This window comes from Paraburkholderia sediminicola (assembly GCF_046027825.1).
GTDB classification, from domain to species: domain Bacteria; phylum Pseudomonadota; class Gammaproteobacteria; order Burkholderiales; family Burkholderiaceae; genus Paraburkholderia; species Paraburkholderia sediminicola_D.
On record NZ_JAQQDU010000016.1, the window covers coordinates 83,334 to 100,213 of the forward strand.

The 16,880-nt window shown below is 63.9% G+C and carries 17 protein-coding genes; 8 read left to right on the forward strand and 9 right to left on the reverse strand.

Going from position 1 to position 16,880, the window contains the following annotated elements; translation table 11 throughout:
• Positions 1-15: 15 nt before the first annotated feature.
• The 6 genes from PQQ96_RS11645 to PQQ96_RS11670 form a co-directional block, all read right to left on the reverse strand.
• Entirely contained in the window at positions 16-1,224 is a 1,209-nt protein-coding gene (locus PQQ96_RS11645; protein ID WP_408291726.1) for a pyridoxal-dependent decarboxylase, exosortase A system-associated, read from the reverse strand.
• The gene (locus PQQ96_RS11650) at positions 1,221-2,837 is read right to left on the reverse strand and encodes an acyl-CoA ligase (AMP-forming), exosortase A system-associated (RefSeq protein ID WP_408291728.1); all 1,617 of its coding nucleotides are present in this window, start codon (positions 2,835-2,837) and stop codon (positions 1,221-1,223) included. Before PQQ96_RS11650 ends, PQQ96_RS11645 begins: the two co-directional genes overlap by 4 nt.
• A gap of 25 nt (positions 2,838-2,862) precedes the next feature.
• The gene (locus PQQ96_RS11655; RefSeq protein WP_408291730.1) at positions 2,863-3,810 is read right to left on the reverse strand and encodes a 3-oxoacyl-[acyl-carrier-protein] synthase III C-terminal domain-containing protein; all 948 of its coding nucleotides are present in this window, start codon (positions 3,808-3,810) and stop codon (positions 2,863-2,865) included.
• 2 nt (positions 3,811-3,812) lie between these two features.
• The gene (locus tag PQQ96_RS11660; protein ID WP_408291732.1) at positions 3,813-4,700 is read right to left on the reverse strand and encodes a 3-oxoacyl-ACP synthase; all 888 of its coding nucleotides are present in this window, start codon (positions 4,698-4,700) and stop codon (positions 3,813-3,815) included.
• A gap of 121 nt (positions 4,701-4,821) precedes the next feature.
• On the reverse strand, positions 4,822-5,100 hold the full coding sequence (locus PQQ96_RS11665; protein WP_408291733.1) for an acyl carrier protein: 279 nt from the start codon (positions 5,098-5,100) through the stop codon (positions 4,822-4,824).
• Positions 5,090-6,400 (reverse strand): acyl-CoA dehydrogenase family protein, encoded by a 1,311-nt coding sequence (locus PQQ96_RS11670; protein ID WP_408291735.1) that lies wholly within the window; start codon positions 6,398-6,400, stop codon positions 5,090-5,092. The genes PQQ96_RS11665 and PQQ96_RS11670 overlap by 11 nt, the downstream gene beginning before the upstream one ends.
• 235 nt (positions 6,401-6,635) lie before the next feature.
• Between PQQ96_RS11670 and PQQ96_RS11675 the strand changes: the two genes are divergently transcribed.
• On the forward strand, positions 6,636-7,472 hold the full coding sequence (locus PQQ96_RS11675) for a FadR/GntR family transcriptional regulator (protein ID WP_408291736.1): 837 nt from the start codon (positions 6,636-6,638) through the stop codon (positions 7,470-7,472).
• 37 nt (positions 7,473-7,509) lie between these two features.
• Here PQQ96_RS11675 and PQQ96_RS11680 read toward each other — a convergent pair whose 3' ends face one another.
• From PQQ96_RS11680 to PQQ96_RS11690, 3 genes are all read right to left on the reverse strand, one after another.
• Entirely contained in the window at positions 7,510-8,952 is a 1,443-nt protein-coding gene (locus PQQ96_RS11680; protein ID WP_408291738.1) for an amidase family protein, read from the reverse strand.
• Positions 8,953-9,293: 341 nt separating this feature from the next.
• Positions 9,294-9,623, reverse strand: coding sequence for a helix-turn-helix domain-containing protein (locus PQQ96_RS11685; protein ID WP_408291740.1), 330 nt, complete (start codon positions 9,621-9,623; stop codon positions 9,294-9,296).
• Positions 9,624-9,680: 57 nt separating this feature from the next.
• Positions 9,681-10,040 carry a helix-turn-helix transcriptional regulator gene (locus PQQ96_RS11690; RefSeq protein WP_408291741.1) on the reverse strand — a complete coding sequence of 120 codons (360 nt, stop codon included), beginning with the start codon at positions 10,038-10,040 and terminating at the stop codon, positions 9,681-9,683.
• 166 nt (positions 10,041-10,206) lie between these two features.
• Here PQQ96_RS11690 and PQQ96_RS11695 point away from each other — a divergent pair, with 166 nt between their 5' ends.
• The 7 genes from PQQ96_RS11695 to PQQ96_RS11725 are packed head-to-tail and all read left to right on the forward strand — an operon-like array spanning position 10,207 to position 16,844.
• Positions 10,207-11,082 (forward strand): branched-chain amino acid ABC transporter permease, encoded by an 876-nt coding sequence (locus PQQ96_RS11695; RefSeq protein ID WP_408291743.1) that lies wholly within the window; start codon positions 10,207-10,209, stop codon positions 11,080-11,082.
• A gap of 5 nt (positions 11,083-11,087) precedes the next feature.
• Positions 11,088-12,161 (forward strand): branched-chain amino acid ABC transporter permease, encoded by a 1,074-nt coding sequence (locus PQQ96_RS11700; protein WP_408291745.1) that lies wholly within the window; start codon positions 11,088-11,090, stop codon positions 12,159-12,161.
• Positions 12,161-12,895: an ABC transporter ATP-binding protein gene (locus tag PQQ96_RS11705; RefSeq protein ID WP_408291747.1), complete on the forward strand. Its 735-nt coding sequence runs from the start codon at positions 12,161-12,163 to the stop codon at positions 12,893-12,895. The genes PQQ96_RS11700 and PQQ96_RS11705 overlap by 1 nt, the downstream gene beginning before the upstream one ends.
• Entirely contained in the window at positions 12,882-13,625 is a 744-nt protein-coding gene (locus PQQ96_RS11710; RefSeq protein WP_408291749.1) for an ABC transporter ATP-binding protein, read from the forward strand. Before PQQ96_RS11705 ends, PQQ96_RS11710 begins: the two co-directional genes overlap by 14 nt.
• 28 nt (positions 13,626-13,653) lie before the next feature.
• Positions 13,654-14,832, forward strand: a complete 1,179-nt coding sequence (locus tag PQQ96_RS11715; protein WP_408291751.1) for an ABC transporter substrate-binding protein — start codon at positions 13,654-13,656, stop codon at positions 14,830-14,832.
• Positions 14,833-14,886: 54 nt separating this feature from the next.
• Entirely contained in the window at positions 14,887-16,302 is a 1,416-nt protein-coding gene (locus tag PQQ96_RS11720) for an amidase family protein (RefSeq protein WP_408291752.1), read from the forward strand.
• On the forward strand, positions 16,299-16,844 hold the full coding sequence (locus PQQ96_RS11725) for an amino acid synthesis family protein (RefSeq protein ID WP_408291754.1): 546 nt from the start codon (positions 16,299-16,301) through the stop codon (positions 16,842-16,844). Before PQQ96_RS11720 ends, PQQ96_RS11725 begins: the two co-directional genes overlap by 4 nt.
• Positions 16,845-16,880 lie beyond the last annotated feature (36 nt).

Below are 16,880 nucleotides of genomic sequence, written 5' to 3' on the forward strand. Positions count from 1 at the left end.
CCGGATGTTTCGGTGTCACACGAGCATTTCGACGGGCTCGGGGTGGCTGAGGAAATGCACCGGACTCGCCGAACGGCCATAGGCACCCGACTGCTTCACCACCACGAAATCCCCGATGTGCGCTTCGGGAAGTTCCACGTCGTCCGCCAGACGGTCGAGTGGCGTGCAGAGGCACCCGACCACGTGACACTGCTCGCGTGGCTCGCTGTCGGAACGGTTGCCGATCACGACCGGAAAGTTGCGGCGCAGGACCTGGCCGAAGTTGCCGGAGGCCGCCAGGTGATGATGCAGTCCGCCGTCCGTGATGACGAATGTCCTGCCGCGCGACACTTTCCGGTCGATGACACGGCACAAATAGATACCGGCTTCGCCCACGAGGTAACGACCGAGTTCCAGGATCGGCGTCGTTCCGGGCAGACGTTCGCAAAGCGGCGGCAGCCAGTCTTGCATCGCCTCGCAGACCGCCTTTACATCGAGCGGTGTTTCGCCCGGAAAGTAGGGGATGCCAAAGCCGCCGCCGAGATTCACGAACCGCGGCGGTTGCGGCAGACCGCTGGCGAGTCGAAGGATGAGTTCAGCACTCTGGCGCTGGGCCTCGATGATGGTTGCCGCATGCAGGCATTGCGAGCCCCAGAAGACGTGGAAGCCGGCGAGCGCGACTTCCCGCGCTTCGAGTTCGCGCAGTAATGCCGGGACCTGGTCGACATCCACGCCAAACGGCGCCGCACCGCCGCCCATGCGCATGCCGCTGTGTCCGACCTGAAAATCCGGATTGACGCGGATCGCCACGTTGGGTTGCACGCCCAGCTCCCATCCGAGCGCGGTAACAAGCCGCAACTGGGTTTCCGACTCGACGTGAACATTGACACCGCTGGCGACTGCGCGGCGCAGGTCTTCGTGAGACTTGCCTGGCCCGGCAAAGCCGATTGCCGTTGGGGAGGTTCCGGCATCGAGCGCCAGCGCCATCTCCTGCGCGGAGGCAACGTCGAATCCGTCGACCCGTTCGGCCAGGTAGTGGATCACAGCGGGCATCGGATTCGCCTTGATCGAGTAGTGAAGGTGCATGGCGGAGGGCAGCAGGCTGCGCAGTTCCCGCACGCGGGTGTCCATCGCTGCGCGGTCGTAGGCGAAGAACGGCGTACGCCCGGCGCGGTCGGCCAGCTGGCGCACGTCGACGCCGCCGAACTGCAGCCCGGGGGGCTGCCTGATGAAGGTGAGGCTCATGATGGTTTCTCCCCTGAATCGCGCGCGAGCGAGGCAAGCCCGGACGACGCAACCTCTCTGCGCAGCGCTGCCCGGTCGAATTTTCCGTTTGGGCTACGAGGAATATCTGGATAACTAACGATATGTCGCGGAACCATGTAACGCGGCAGGTGCTGCGTGCACCAGTTGCGTAGCTCTTCGACGTCTGAATCACCGGTCAGGACGACGAGTAGCGCCACTGCTTCGCCAAGCGCGTCATCCGGGATGCCCAGCGCGACGGCTTCAACGACAAGTCCACTCGCGTGGACCGTTTCCTCGATCTCCTCCGGACTGATCCGGTAGCCGGAACTCTTGATCTGGGCGTCGTTGCGGGCGATGAAATAGAGAAAGCCTTCGGCGTCGCACCGTACGAGATCACCTGACCACACCGCCATATCACGCGCCGAGCCGCCCGGCTTTGCTTCAGGCGAGGGGCGGTAGCGTTGCGCGGAGCGCGCAGCGTCGTTCCAGTAGCCGAGCGTGACGCATGCGCCGACATGCACGAGCTCGCCTGCTTCGTCTGCGGCGCACGGTGTGCCGTCCTCGCGGACGACAAGCACCCGTGCATTGGGCACGGCCTTGCCGATCGAGTCGGGGCGCCTGTCAATCTCCGTAGGGTCGAGAAATGTGGAACGGAATGCCTCCGTCAGCCCGTACATCAGGAACGGCGTGGCGCGCGGAAACAGTGCCCTCAGCTTCTGCAGTACAGGCAGCGGAAGGCGCCCCCCGGTGTTGGCGAAGTAGCGCAGATTATTGCGCGCCGCGTCTGGCCAGGTTGCGCCCGTGAGTTGCATCCACAACGGAGGTACACCGGTGATCGCAGTGATGTGTTCGCGCTCGCACGCGAGGACAGCATCGTGCGCCGTGAGGTAGTTCAGCAGCACCGCTGTCGCCCCTGCCGACCAGGCCGAGGTCAGCTGGCTGAGGCCCGCATCGAAGCTAAGCGGCAGGACGGCAAGGATGCGGTCCGACGGATCGTGCCGCAGATACTCGGCGACGCTCCAGGCACCTTCGAGCAGGTTCCGGTGGCTGAGCATCACGCCCTTGGGCAATCCCGTCGAGCCGGATGTATAGAGAAGGGCTGCGAGGTCGGTGTCGATGCATGTTGCAGCCGCGGCCAGCGCCTGCGCGTCGTCGGCGTCGGTGATGAAGTCTGGCCAGCGGTGAACCCTGACCCCGGTCGCCTGATCAGAAGGAGCGAGGTCTGGTTCGTCTACGAGGATTACATCGGACATCGGCGCAACGCCCGCAGCGGCCAGCGAGCGGGCGCGCAGTGCGGTGGTCACGAGGCACCGGGCGCCGCTGTCACGAAGCACGTGGACCACCTGGTCCGGTTTCAGGAGCGGATTCACCGGAACGAAAACGCATCCTGTGGCACAGGCGCCGAGCATCGACACGACGGTCTCGATACGCTTGTCGAGAAAGGTGGCGACGCGTTCGCCTGGAGCCACGCCGAGGGAAGACAAGGCCTGCCCGAACACATGGCTGCGTTGTAGCAACTGGCGGTAGGTGAGGCGGACATCGCCGCAGACGAGTGATTCCGCATCGGGTGTGCGGCGCGTTGCCGACTGGACAAGATCAAGGAGATTTCTCATGGCCGGATAGCGATCAGGTTCAGGATCAATGGCGGATCACCATGGCGCCAAAGCAGCCGGCAAATCCGCTGGAGAACAGCAGGGAACAGGAGCCTGGTTGCCCACATGGCGCGGTGTGGAAGTTGATGAACGGGTCGGCACCGAACACGTGGCCGAGGGGTCCGAAATTTGCCGTGAAAAGACGCTCCCGTGGGACGGACAGCATGGCCATGAGGCGCTGCCAGCCAGGGAGGTTCACATGGTGAGGCAGAACATGGACGAGCTCATTTGCCGTGATGCCTGCCTCGCCCAATGCAGCGCGCATCGTCGCGAATGCCGACCAGTAGTAACGGTCGTCCGGAACGGGCCGCAGATCGTCGTCGGTGCCGCGGAAGTAGCGACCGTCTGTATAAAGGTGCAGCCCCACGATGCAGTTGCGGTCGGCGCCGCGCTCCAGCAGGATCGCGCACGCACCGTCGCTGTGTAGCGCGAGGTTCTCGATGGCGCGCAGATGATCGCAGCCCGAGCCCATCACGTCTGCACACACGACAATCGCCCGCTGGATGGGGCGACCTGCGACGGTGAGTACGCGCAGCACGCGGATGGCTGCCATAGGCGAGACGCAGTTCTGCTGCATCACCGAGAACGTGAGCGCATGTTCCAGGCCCATACGGGACTGGATGAACGCTGTTGCACTGGCAGGCGGCGCCATGACACTGCTCTGGATGGTATGCGTGTAGATGAGGGCATCGATGCTTGCCGGTGTCGTGCCAGTATCCTCAAGCAGGGCGGAAACCGCTTCGCATGCGAATGTGACGGGTGACGCCGCTGCGGCGTCGTGGAACTGCTGCACACCGTTCCTCAGCAGTGCGCTCGCGCGGGCCTCGGGAAACCCGCAACGACGTGCCCAGGAGTTCGCATCGACCGTCCGGGCCGGGAGGCTGAGTGCGATACCGGACAGCGAAAGCACGGAGTGGGTTAGGGGCGCAGGCATCGCTAGCTCCCGCAGTATTGGAGGATGGCGCAGGCGGCCTGCCCCTGGAAGCCGGTCGCCCACAGCAGGATGCGCTGGTCGTCCGTCGGAACAATCGACTGCAGCAACACGTGGAGCTGCGCCAGCGCGTCTGCGGTACACAGATAGCCGATGTCGCCCGGCTGCGGGTACCATATTCGCCATGCAGGCAGTCGGGCCTGCGCGGTGACGTCGCACGCCAGGGTGGTGTTGATGCGCGGAGGCACGATCCAGTCGATTGCCCCGGGTTCGAGCCCGGCCTGCGCACACGTCTGCGCGATGACTTCGACGACGACCGTTTCGTCGACACACACATCGGGGGACGCGAATGGGAGGCCAGGCGTGCGGACGTTGACATTGAGCACACGCCATCCGGGTCCTGCCTGCCGCCTCACCAGCGCGGCAGCTGCACCGTCACCCAATGCGGTGAGCGTCCCGACCTGCCGGGAGAACGGCGGCAGCCAGCGTTCAGCGCCGACGATCAGTGCACTGCGCATGTGGTCGTTGCTGGCCATCATGTCGGACACCACCTGCAGCGCAAGAAAGAAAGACGCGCCCTGCAGCTGTCCAATCGCGAACGGCACACCTGTCGATCCCAGCTCGCTGTGTAGCCGACCCGCGCACGAGAGCGCGAGGTCGTGCTCGAAACTTGTCGCACAGACGACCACCTGATCCGGCGTGAGGTTGCCCTCCCCGGGGCACCGCCGCATGGCTTCACTGGCGACCGTTGATGCCATTTCCGAGAGAAGGAGGCGTGGCTCGCAGGCGACATACTCCGGTATCGTGGCACTCACCGGGCTCGACGAATGATTGACGGGGCCAGGATTCACCTCACGGCGCCAGCGCAGCGTATCGGCGTAGACTGATCGCATGACGGCTTCCCGTGCGGATGATGGTGTGGCCGCCGGGTCCTGTAACGCAACGTCGGCCCGCACGCGCGCCTGCGGAACATACCGGGCCGTGGCCATAATGCATGACCGGTGGCGAACGGCGTTAGTTGCGGCAGACATGGGATTCTACGAAGGCGACGAGGTTGCCGAAACGCATGAACAGATCGGCCGAGAGATCCTCCGGCGCGAGCGTGAAGCCGAAACGCTGCTCCAGTTGAAGAAGCAGGTCTGTCATGTTCATGGAGTCGACGCCGACGTCGAACAGGTTCGTGTCGTCCGCGATCAGGTCCGCAGCCATGGTGCTGCCAATGGCCGACACCAGGCATGACCTGATGGTGGCTGCGATTTCCTCACGCGCGGGGCCGTGAATGTCAGGCGTCATGGGATGTCTCCTGCCCGGGTCTGTGGGCGTTGGCGATGTGAGGTGATGAGTCAGGCGGGGCGGGGCAGTCGCCGGGCGGTGCCGTGATGTCCCACGGACGTGACGTCGATCGCTGTGCTGCCCGCGCAATCATGAGGCGCTGCAGGTCGCCGGTACCTTCCATGATGTCGAATGCCCTGGCGTCCCGGTAAGCCTGCTCAAGTGACGGACAGGCGGCGATGCCGTCGATACCGGCCAGGTCCATCGCAGCGCGCGTCACCCGCGCGGCTACGCGCGAGGCAAACGCCTTGGTCATGGATGAATCCATTGACGTAGCGACGCCGCGATCCGTCTTCCAGGCCGTGCAATGACAGAGCAGCCATGCGGCCGCGATCTGGCGGTCGATGTCGAGCAGGGACGCTTTAACGCTCGCCACGCCTTGATGCCTGTCTGCGGGTGTGCCGCCTGCATCGAGCCAGGCCACCAGGTCCGCGCGCACCCGCCGGCAGGTACCGATCATGACGGCAGAAAGCAGTGGCCTGAAATAGTCCCAGGATCGCTGCGCACCCGAGAAAGCGTCATCGAGCGGCTTTTCGTCGCCGCGGGCAAGAAGCGCATCATCGGTGACCTCGCAGTCGGCGTAGGAGAGCACTGCGAGTTGGGTCGCGCGCAGGCCTGCCATCCGTTCGATGCGCGACACCGTGAATCTTGGTGTATTGCAATCCACCAGGAATGCGCGGATCCCGTAGCGACCCATCTGCCGGTTGATCGTTGCAAACGTGATCACGCAGTCGGCGCGCGCGCCGTTCGTGATAAAGCACTTGGTGCCATTCAGGACCCAGCCGCGACCGGTCTTTCGTGCACTGGTGCGCATGGCAGTCGCGTCGGAACCGCAGTCAGGCTCCGTGATGGCGAAAGCGCCCCAGCGCGGCGTGCCGGACTGGAACCGCTGAAAGAACAGGGCCTGCTGTTGCGTCGAAGCGAGCGCAACGACAGGCGGCATGGCGAGCCCCGGTCCCGGCAACGCCAGCGCGAGGCTTGCATCGGCCTCCCCGAGGTAGGCCATCAACGTCGCCTGCGCCACGAGGGACTGCAGCGCCGGACAGCCGCCGTACCGGGAGGGCACAAGATTCATGTTCAGGGCGCTGACGTCATCCGCACGCCAGGGCGGACCGGCGATCCCACCGGTTGCGTCCGATTGGAGGCTAAGGGTACGCATACGCCAGGCAAGCACGCCGAGATCGAGCCCGCGATCTGCGAGCGCCCCAGCGATGCCGTCGATGATGTGAACCTGCTGCGACGTCCGTTCGTGTCGCGCCATGACGCGTTCTCCCTGGCGGGCGCCTTTGCGCCCAGGAACGATATTCACGCGAACCCACGGAGGTTTGCGTGTATGGCAATGAGCGTAGGCAACCGGGCGCGGGGTCGTCACCTCCGAACATTAGGAGGGTGTTGTATCGGGGGCGTTCGTGGGGACGTCGTGGCGGTCACGCGGCAGCGGATGACCGATAATGACGTCCAGACCAAACGATGAAGGCCAACTACGGGTGTGAAGTATGGCAGCGCGAAAACAGACGACAGAGAAACAACCGTTGCTTCAGCCAGACAACAAGGGACCGCGCACGACCAAGCGGGGAGATCAGGTGGCCGAGCTCATCAAGAGCTGGATTACCGATGGTAAGCTGCGCCCCGGCATGCGATTAAACAAGGAGGCGGAGCTTCAGGAAATGTTCAACGTCAGTCGAGGTTCCATGCGGGAGGCTCTCAAGGCCCTCGAGGTACAGGGGCTTGTGCGTCTGAGTACGGGCCCGGATGGCGGAGCGACGATTACACGCGTACCGCTCGCCCGCGCGTTTCAGTCGCTGCAAAACTACCTGTTTTTTGAGAGCATCAGTCTCGAGGACATTTACGCCGTGCGGCGCGTGCTGGAGCCGCTACTTGCGGCGGGAGCGGTGGAGCATCTGATGGACGCGGATCTGGAGGCGCTCGAGCGCAGCGTGGAGGTGTGCGAGCCATTTGCCGCGAGTCACGAACGTGCCCTCGATCAGCGCCAGGAGGATATCCGTTTTCATGACGTGCTGGCTGGCGCCAATCCGAACGCGTTCCTTCGATTCGCGTGTCAGATCATCAACCAGATGCTGCATAGCTTGGTGATCGTGGCGGGCAATGTGACGCAAGACGACTACCAGGCGTTTGGTCGGCAGACCGTCGCTGCTCATCGCGCGATCCTAGATGCGGCAAGGCGCCGCGACGCAGGGGCGGTCGAGAAGCTCATGGCGGCTCACATGGAAGAAGCGGAAGCGCAGCTTCGCAAGGTGCATGCGGCCTTGCGGCAGAAGCTGGTACTGGATTCGGACCTTGGCCTGCGCACAGGAAGGAAGGGTGGTTCGTGATATGGGGTCCGGTTCCGCGTTCTGCAGGTCCAGACGTCTATCCTGACAGGTAGCGGCAATGCGTTTTGCGGCCAGCAATGGATGAGGAAAGCGCGCGCGCCAGCTCAGCCAATGGAGCGCGTCCTAACGTCAGTTCGAGGATGTGGCTCGCCCAGAGCACGAGCGCATCCGCATGACGTCCCCCAACTATTTGCACACCGACAGGGAGACCTTCCGGCGTGGTGCCCGCATAGATACTTGCTGCCGGAAGCCCCAGCTGGTTGCACCATGCGGTGAAGTGGGGAAACAGGTCCTTGCTGGCTGGGAGTTCCGCAAGCGGCATGGGCAGGCGGGGATACACAGGGCAGATGACAAGATCGTACCGCTCGAAGAATGCGTTGACGGTGGCGCCCAGTTCGCCCCGCTCGATCAGTGCACCAAGCAGTGCCTGGCGCGATACCCCGGCGCCAGCTTCAGAGAAGGCCTGCAATGACGGATCGAGTGCCGCGCCGCCGTCTGCCATGCCTTCGGTGAGCTGGCGACAGCACGCCGGCCAGAGGGTGGCGTGGATCGCGTTACAGCGAGCGATACCCGGTGGATCTTCCGGCTGGACCCTGGCGCCAAGATCACTGAAGGTGTCGACCGCACGCATGACGGCGTCGAGGACGGCGGTTTCGGGCGTAACAGCGAGGCCCAGGGACGGACTGTACGCTATGCGTACACCGCCCGGTGTCGGCTTGCACTTGAGACCAAGTTCATAGTCGCTGGCCTCAAACGGCAACGCGTACCAGTCGCGGCTGTCGGGGCGGCTGATGACGGTCAGGATTCGGGCGGCATCTGCGACGCAGCGGGTCATGGGGCCAACATGACTTAACAACCCGAATGGGCCGCGCGGTGCATGCGGCACACGCCCGAAGCTTGGCTTGAAGCCGAACGTGCCGGTGAAAGCGGCTGGAATCCGGATCGACCCTCCGCCGTCAGTTCCAATCGCGGCCGGTGCCATACCGAGGCAGACGGCCGCTGCTGCGCCGCCGCTGCTGCCGCCGGGCGTACGTTCCGTGTCCCAGGGGTTACGGGTGACGCCGGTCAATGGGCTGTCGGTGACGATCTTATGAGCGAAATCAGGCAGGGTGGTCTTGGCGAAGCAGATGACGCCCGACTCGCGAAGCCTCGCCACACACGGGCTGTCGTGGGGGGATGGAGTTTCATCCGTGACGCGTGAGCCGAATCGTGTAGCAAGTCCGGTGACACCAACGTTGTCCTTGACGCTGATGGGCACGCCATCCAGCGTCCCAAGCGGTCGCTTGTGGTGCCACCGTGTCTCGGAAGCACGCGCCATGTCGAGTGCATCCGCTGCAATCTGACAGAAGGCATTCACGGCGGGGTCGAGCTGTTCTATGCGCGCCAGCACCGCCTGCATCGCCTCGACGGGGGAGGCACTCCCCGTCTTATAAAGCGTATGAAGCTCCTGTGCCGTGAGATCGCAGATGTCATTGCTCATGTTGTCTCTGAATTAATCATCATAAATACAACATAGGTGCAACGTTCATCTATGTCAAGTGATCGATAAACGGAGAAAATCAGGGTAAACGAGCGATTCAGTGACATTGACATCCAAATTCTGTGGACGTAAATTTATGATCACAAATAGGAAAACGAGCTGCTGCCAATGAACCGGTAGTGTCGGCTCAAGACGTGACGCACGTTTGACGGGTGTCGTGGTTCGGCGGCACGAAGCAGTTCGCACGGGTTGTTGGTTAATTGAGGCTAATGCTGCGATCCGGCCAGGGTGTCAGTCATGGCATCGTCCGCGGCTGGTCCGGAGACTCAGGAAATCTTAGTTTATTCCTGGGCCAGTTTCTCGGCGCTGGCAAGGAGGGCTCTTTTCTTTTCCTTGCTGAGCCTGCCAGCGATTGCCAGCAGGTTCGCCAGCAGATCGTCGTCCTCGTAGAGGAAGCCCGTGGGGACAAGGAGTGCCCGCGCCAGACGCTGGCTGGTCTGTATGGCAGGGGTGTGTTTGCCCTTTTCGTACTGGTTGACGCGGGTGCTGGCTGAGAATTCGTCGATACCCGCGTGGATGCCAAGCTGCTCCTGGGTCAAGCCCGAGCGCAGTCGCGCCTGTTTCAGGCGTCGAGGGAAGACGGCATCAGAAGTGGGTGTATCGCGCGGCATCCGGTGAGTGTCCCGGATTCGCCCAAAGATTTTACTAAGTAATTCTTAGGCGAAAGACTAAACATTACTTGGTTTTGTAGCCTTGGAGGACGCTGTTTGTCTCAGCGTCTCGGCATTCGCGAGGAGGATCTTCTTCTTTCCCCGCGTGAGCCGGGCCGCAGTTACGAGAAGAGCTGCGAGCATATCGTCCTCCTCGTAGAGGAAAGACGTCGGGACATGCAACGCCCTGGCCAGACGTTGTCCCATGACGAGGTGGGGCAGGTGTTTGCCTCTTTCGTACTGGTTGATGCGGGCACTGGCGGAAAATTCGTCGATTCCTGCGTTAATGCCGAGCTGTTCCTGGGTTAGGCACGAGCGTACCCGTGCCTCTTTCAGGCGTTTGGCAAAAACGGAGGATGTCGCGTGCTTACCCGGCATCCTTGGAGTCTCGGGGAATTGCTTGGCATTTTTACTAAGAGTTACTTAGTATATTTCCTAAGGAAAACTTGGCCGTGAGGAGTGGCTGTGCCGAAATGCGGCTCGCTTTCCGATTGGTTTACGTGGGGCAAAAGCTCCGCAGACATGAAGACCGGGACTTACTTATATGACCACGATTCTTAACATATTGGGTTACGTGAGCATTCTGATGTTGGTGGTGCTTGGGCTCGCGATCGTCTTCGGCATGATGGACATCGTGAACCTTGCACACGCCGAGTGGGTCACGATCGGCGCATACGCGTTAGCCGTCGCGCAGGCGGTTGGCGGGAAGCAGGCTTTCTGGCTTGCCTTGCTCGTGGCACCCGCTGTCGGGGCTGCCCTCGGATGGTGCCTCGAACGTTTCATCATCCGGCTGCTCTATGACCGGCCGCTGGACACGCTCCTCGCGACCTATGCGATCAGCCTGATCCTGCAGAAGGCACTGGAGCTCGTCTTCGGCACCCAGCCGATGCTCGTGTACGCCCCGTTCAGCGGGGCGGTTCCGGTCCCGGGCGGAAGCTATCCGGCCTACCGGATCTTCGTGATCGGCGTCGCGCTGACCGTGACGGCAGGGTGCTGGCTGCTGTTCGCCCGTACGCGCTTTGGTACCCAGCTGCGTGCCGTGATCCAGCACCCGGCGATGGCCGCGGCCACTGGCATCGACACGCGACGCCTGAATCGCATTGCGTTCTGCGGCGGCGCGGCGCTTGCCTCGCTCGCCGGCGTACTCGTCGCGCCCATGGTTTCGGTGGAGTCGCATCTGGGCGTCTCCTATCTCGCCAAGGCGTTCTTCGTGATCGTGCTGGGCGGCATCGGATCGATCGAGGGCAGCATCCTGGGCAGCGCGGTCATCGGCACGGCTGAGACGTTACTGAGCTATCGCGTTGACCCCTCCCTCGCATCGGCGGTTGTGCTGGTTCTCTCGATCGTGGTGATCCGGTTTCGGCCGCAAGGGCTGATTCCAGGGTTCAGCGCGGCCCATCAGCTTCTTGGTAAAGGATAAAGCGTATGTCCGGAAAATATGCAGGCTGTCTGCGGCTCTGGCTCTCACAGCCCGCCCTCGGCCCCAGGGATGTTTCGCCGCTGTTGATGTGGAGCGTGGCAATGGCAGCCATGGCAATCGTGCCTTTCTTTGCCGGACCCTGGCTGCTGTCGACGGTGCGTGATGCGCTGGTCATGGGGATGCTCGCATTGAGCTATGACCTGCTCTGGGGGCGGGCCGGGGTGCTCACGCTAGGGCACACGACGTTCCTGGGTCTCGGTGCTTACGGATTTGCCATCGCGACCGTACAGTTCGGACAGGCGTCCGTGACCGGGTTGGCGGTGGGTGTGTTCTGCGCTGTGGCTGTCGCCGCGGTGATCGGGTATTTCCTGCTCTTTGCGGGGGTGAGGCTTCACTTCTTCGCCATCATCAGCCTCGCCGTGCTGATCGTCGCCCAGCAGCTCGCCGTCAGCTGGCAGTCGATTACCGGGGGCGACACGGGCATCCTGGGCATCCCGGGACTGTCATTCAGCGTGGGCAGCCACACGGTCGACATGAGCGGTCCTCGCGCCTCGTGGTACATGGTAGCCGTTGTACTGCTTGCCGCGACTGGCCTGATATGGCTCGTGTGCCGCAGCCGCTACGGCAAGGTGCTTGATGCGATCGCGAGCAACGAGTGGCGCGCAAAAGCGTGTGGCTATCACACGTCATTTCACCTGCTGTTCGTCTTCGTCGCCTCGGCGGCGCTTGCCGCAATCGCAGGCGCGCTAATGGCGGCCTGCTCCGGGGTGGTGGCCCCGGACGTGTTCTCGCCGCTTCTTGCGACCGAAGTGATCCTCTGGGTGGCCATCGGCGGCAGGGGAAGAATTGGCGGTCCTGTTGTCGCCGCGGTCGTTCTGACGCTGCTCAGGCAGACCGTCTCCAGCTACAGCACGGACGGCTGGCCCCTGATCCTCGGCGGTCTGTTTCTCGCCTGTGTGCTGTTCATGCCGAACGGACTGCGACTCCATGAACTGGTGGAGGCCGCGCGTCGGGCTGGTCGGGCGGTATGGGGCAGGCCGCCGGTTCACCGTGCCGGACACGCACAGGAGGAACGGTAATGGACGGCCAGTTTCTGCAGGGCACCAACCTGTCGCGCGCGTTCGGTGGAATTAACGCCGTGGCGGGCGTCGACATCACCATCGCGCCACGCGACCTGCTGTGCGTGATTGGTCCGAACGGGGCGGGCAAGAGCACGCTCGTTGGCCTGCTCTCAGGCGCGATCGCCCCCGGTTCCGGCGAGCTGACTCTCGATGGCGAACGGATGACCGGCCGCCCGATGCACGCGTTCTGCCGGCGCGGCGTGGTGCGCAAGTTCCAGGGGACCAACACCTTCCTCACGATGACAGTGCGCGACAATCTGGTGGTGGCCGGTCTTGGCGTCGCGGCTTACCGGGCTACGCCGATGCCGGATCCCGACGCAGTGCTGGAGGAGGTGGGTCTGGCGGGGCAGGCGAGCGAGCTCGCCTCGCATCTGCCGCATGGTGAGCGCCAGTGGCTTGAGATCGGCATGGCCGTCATGTGCCAGCCCGCATTGCTGCTCCTCGACGAACCCGCAGCCGGCCTGTCCGCGAAGGACGCACAGCGGCTGGTGCGGCTTATTCACAGGTTGCGTGAACAATGCGCAGTGCTCGCCATCGAACACGACCTCGGCTTCGTGCAGTCCCTCGCATGCGAGACGTGGGTGATGCACCGGGGAGAGGTGGTTCGACGGGGATCGTATGCGGAAATCGCGGACGACGAGGAGATCCGCCGCATCTATCTGGGGCGGGGGGCGACACATGCTGCACATTGAAAACCTGTGCGCCGGATACGGCGACGTGGATGTGGTTCACAACCTCACGCTGGACGTGCTGCCGAACGAGGTGGTCGGTGTGCTCGGCTGCAACGGTGCCGGCAAGACCACGCTGGTGAAGGCAGTCATGGGGCTGCTGCCGCGTGTGAGTGGAGAGATCGCTTTCCTGGGCCAGCCGGTGAAGGGCCTGCGCACGCACGAGATCGCCCGCCGGGGTATCGGGCTGGTGCCGCAGGGGCGCTGGATCTTTCCGAAACTGACCGTGCGCGAGAACCTGCTGATGGGCACGCAGGCTGCCGGAGGCGCCGACATCCTCGACGAGGTATTCGATTACTTTCCGGTGCTCAGGACGCGTCTGTCGCAGCAGGGCGGCACGCTCTCGGGTGGCGAGCAGCAGGTCCTCGCCATCGCACGCGCGCTGTGCGGCCGGCCAAAACTGCTGCTGCTCGACGAGCCGTCCGACGGCGTGCAGCCCAATCTGGTCGAGCGTATCGGCGAAGTCATCCCGGAACTGTGCCGCCGCTCGAAGCTGGCGGTGCTCCTGGTCGAACAGAACCTCGATCTTGTCCTTCAGAGCGCGCGCCGCTGCATCGTGCTCAGGAATGGTCGCCTCGTGCATGCCGGCGCCGTCGAACTGCAAGTGGGTGACAGGGGGGAACACCCGCTCGCGCGCTATCTCTCTCCGGGCGCCGACACCGCGCCGGACTTCCACCCCGAAAACATCCAGTGAAATCCAGTGATACCTAGTGAGAAAACGCATGAACCGACGTGAATTTTCCCGAACCCTGCTGCTTGGCGCGGCTGCCTCCCTCGCCACATCGGCTGTCGCTCCGTTCGCGCGTGGCGCCGAGCCGTTGAAGATCGGCCTGCTCGCGCCACTCAGCGGTCCCCTGACGCGCGTGGGACAGACCAACCGTAACTGTGCCGCGCTGGCGGTGGATGAGATCAATGCCGCGGGTGGGCTGCAGGGACGGCCACTGCAACTGAGCGTGGAGGACACGCAGATGTCGACGGCCGTTACGCTGGAGAAGGCGCGGCAGCTTTTCATGCGTGACGACGTAGCAATGATCACGGGCATGGTGCTGCCGTCTGAGCGCGAGGCGGCCCTTCAGGCGGCGAGGGCAGCGCGAAAGCTCATCGTCTATCCCAACTTCGATGAAGGGCGGTGCGACCCGCAACTGCTCACGACAGGCCTCGCCGCGAGCCAGCGGATCGAGCCGCTCATTGCGTGGCTCATGCGAGAGGGTGGACGCTCCGTCTGCGCAGTGGTGTCGGATATCGGCAGCAACCGGAAGGTGCTGGTCCCGCAACTGCAGGCGGCGGTGGCCCGCCACGGCGGCAAGTTCCTCGGCGTCTACTGGCTGCCCTTCGGCACGCGCGACTATGGGACCGTCCTGCAACAGGTCGCCAGCGCGAATCCGCAGATCGTGTGGCACAGCATTGGGGACGACCCGGTGACGTTCGTGAAGCAGTACCGCTCGTTCGCGATGAAACCGCAGCTGGTGACGGACATCGCGCACGAATCTCTCTCGATTGCAACTACAGGTGCATCGACGGGAACGATCGGCGTGTCGTCGTACTTCATGAGCATCGACAACCCGGAAAACCAGGCGTTCCTCACACGCTATACAGCCCGTTACGCCGACGCACGCGACCCCCGCCTCGGCCGCTATGCCGTGGTGCTCCCGCACGGCGAGAACACCTACGCGGGCATTCGTCTTTTCGCCGAAGCCGTCCGGTCGGCGGGAAGTGTCGACGCCGGGCGCGTGAGGGCTGCATTGCCCGCCGTGTCCGTTGCGCTGCCGCGTGGCAAAACCGGTGTGAGTCACGACGGGGGCCATGTGCTTTGCCAGACACGGATCGGCCAGGCGCTTGCCGATAACAGCTTTTCGATCCTCGAATCCGCTGGCCCGGTGACGCCGGTCTGTGAAGGATAGACGCGTCCTCGTCACGCGTTGGAATCATTTGCACCAAGAGATAAGGACTGCAAAATGAGTGAAATTGTCATGCTGAATGCAGCTCAGCTGGTTGCCGGCTTCCGGCAGCGCAGCCTCTCGCCTGTGGAGGTCATGTGCGCGGTACTGGACAGGGTCACGAAGCTCGATCCGGTAGTCAACGCCTTCTGCGCCCTCGACGAGGAAGGGGCGATTTTAGCGGCCGGCGAAGCCGAGCGCCGGTGGATGCGCGGCGAGCCGTGTGGTCCGCTCGATGGCGTACCGGTATCGGTCAAGGATCTCGTCGCCGTGGCCGGTCTTCCGACACGGCATGGATCATGGACCGCTTCGCCGGACCGTGAAAACGCCGATGCACCGGCCGTCGCACGGCTGCGGCGCGCGGGTGCCATACCGTTCGGCAAGACCACGACTTCCGAGTTCGGCAACAAGATCGTCACTGACTGCCCGTTGACAGGCGCGACGCGTAATCCGTGGGATACGCGGCTCTCGCCGGGAGGCAGCAGCGGCGGATCGGCGGTCGCGGTTGCGCTGGGCATGGGTCCGCTATCGCTTGCGACCGATGGGGGCGGGTCCATCCGGATTCCGGCCGGCTGGAGCGGTGTGGTTGGGTTCAAGCCTACGTTCGCGCTGGTTCCGGCGGGCAATGCGGCGTCGTGGACCGCACTGTCTACGCTCGGCCCGATCGCGCGAACCGTGCGCGATGCAGCTTTGATGCTTGATGCGATGACCTGCGCGAATGGCAACCGGCCTCCTGGAGCGGGGAGTCCATCCGGCTGTTCCGGCGCGCTGGACGACGGCGTCGCGGGTCTGCGGGTCGCCTGGTGTCCCGCCCCGGACAGTGTGTCGGTGGCGCCGGACATCGCGGAGTGTGTCGGGAGGGCAGTGGACACATTTGGCGCACTCGGCGCGACGGTCATCCAGACCGATGTCGCGCCGATTGCGGACCACTACGGCAATGGCCGCATGCATTCGGTCCAGTGGTCCGTGTTCTTCGCGCAGCGCGTGCGGCATATGGATGCAGCCGACAGGTCACTGCTTGATCCTGACCTGACGGCACTTTCGGATGCAGGGGTACGGATAGACACCGCGACATTCGTCGATGCACTGCTTGCCCGTCACGCACTCGGCGCATCGATGGAAACCTTCTTCGAGCGTTATGACCTGCTCCTCACGCCGACGTTTCATTGCGGACCGCCTCCGGTTCCCGGCCTGCCCGCCCATCTGCGTCAGGCGCCCGTTCTGACAGCGTGGTGCAACCAGGCTGGCGTGCCTGCGATATCCGTGCCGTGCGGATTCGCCGGGGATCTGCCTGTCGGCCTGCAGATTATCGGGCGTCGGGGCAGCGATGCCCTGGTCCTGCGGGCAGCGCGTGCGTACGAACTGGCGAGAGGGGAGTTTCCGGCACCAGGCCTGGAATTGCAGCTACCGGGCGACACGGAGATCGTGCCATGAACGTCCAGATCACGCGGATCGTGCTCCATCTCGTTGAACGGTGCGCGGAGCTCGGCACGCCAGTGACGCCACCGCACCGCCAGATAGTGGCCGCTGCGGTACTGAAGACGACCGACCAGGATGCCGCCTGCGAGCTTGAGGCGCTATATGCGGCGGGCGCCGAACTTGGCCAGATGCTCACCGGACGGGCGCTGCTTGCGCTCGGTTGTGCGGGGCAAGACATCCAGGGTTACGGGAAGGCCGCGCTTGCTGGCACAGGAGTACCGCTCGAATGGGGAGCGGCGGTGCTGCATCCACGACTCGGCAAGTCGGTGCGCGACTGCCTGCCTGGCGCCTCCTCGATCATGCCCTCCGTCACGAAGCGCGGGTCGGCGGGTGCGTGCGTCGATATTCCCCTGCACAGCGTCACGGACATGTGGAGCTTCGACCACTTCGACACGGTATCGCTCTGCGTCCCCGACTCACCGGCACCGGACGAACTGCTGATCGCCATTGCACTGGCCGAACGCGGAAGGCCGATCGCACGCGTCAGGCCGGGGTGACGCACGGCGACAGACCGTGCCGTCAGGCGGGCGAGA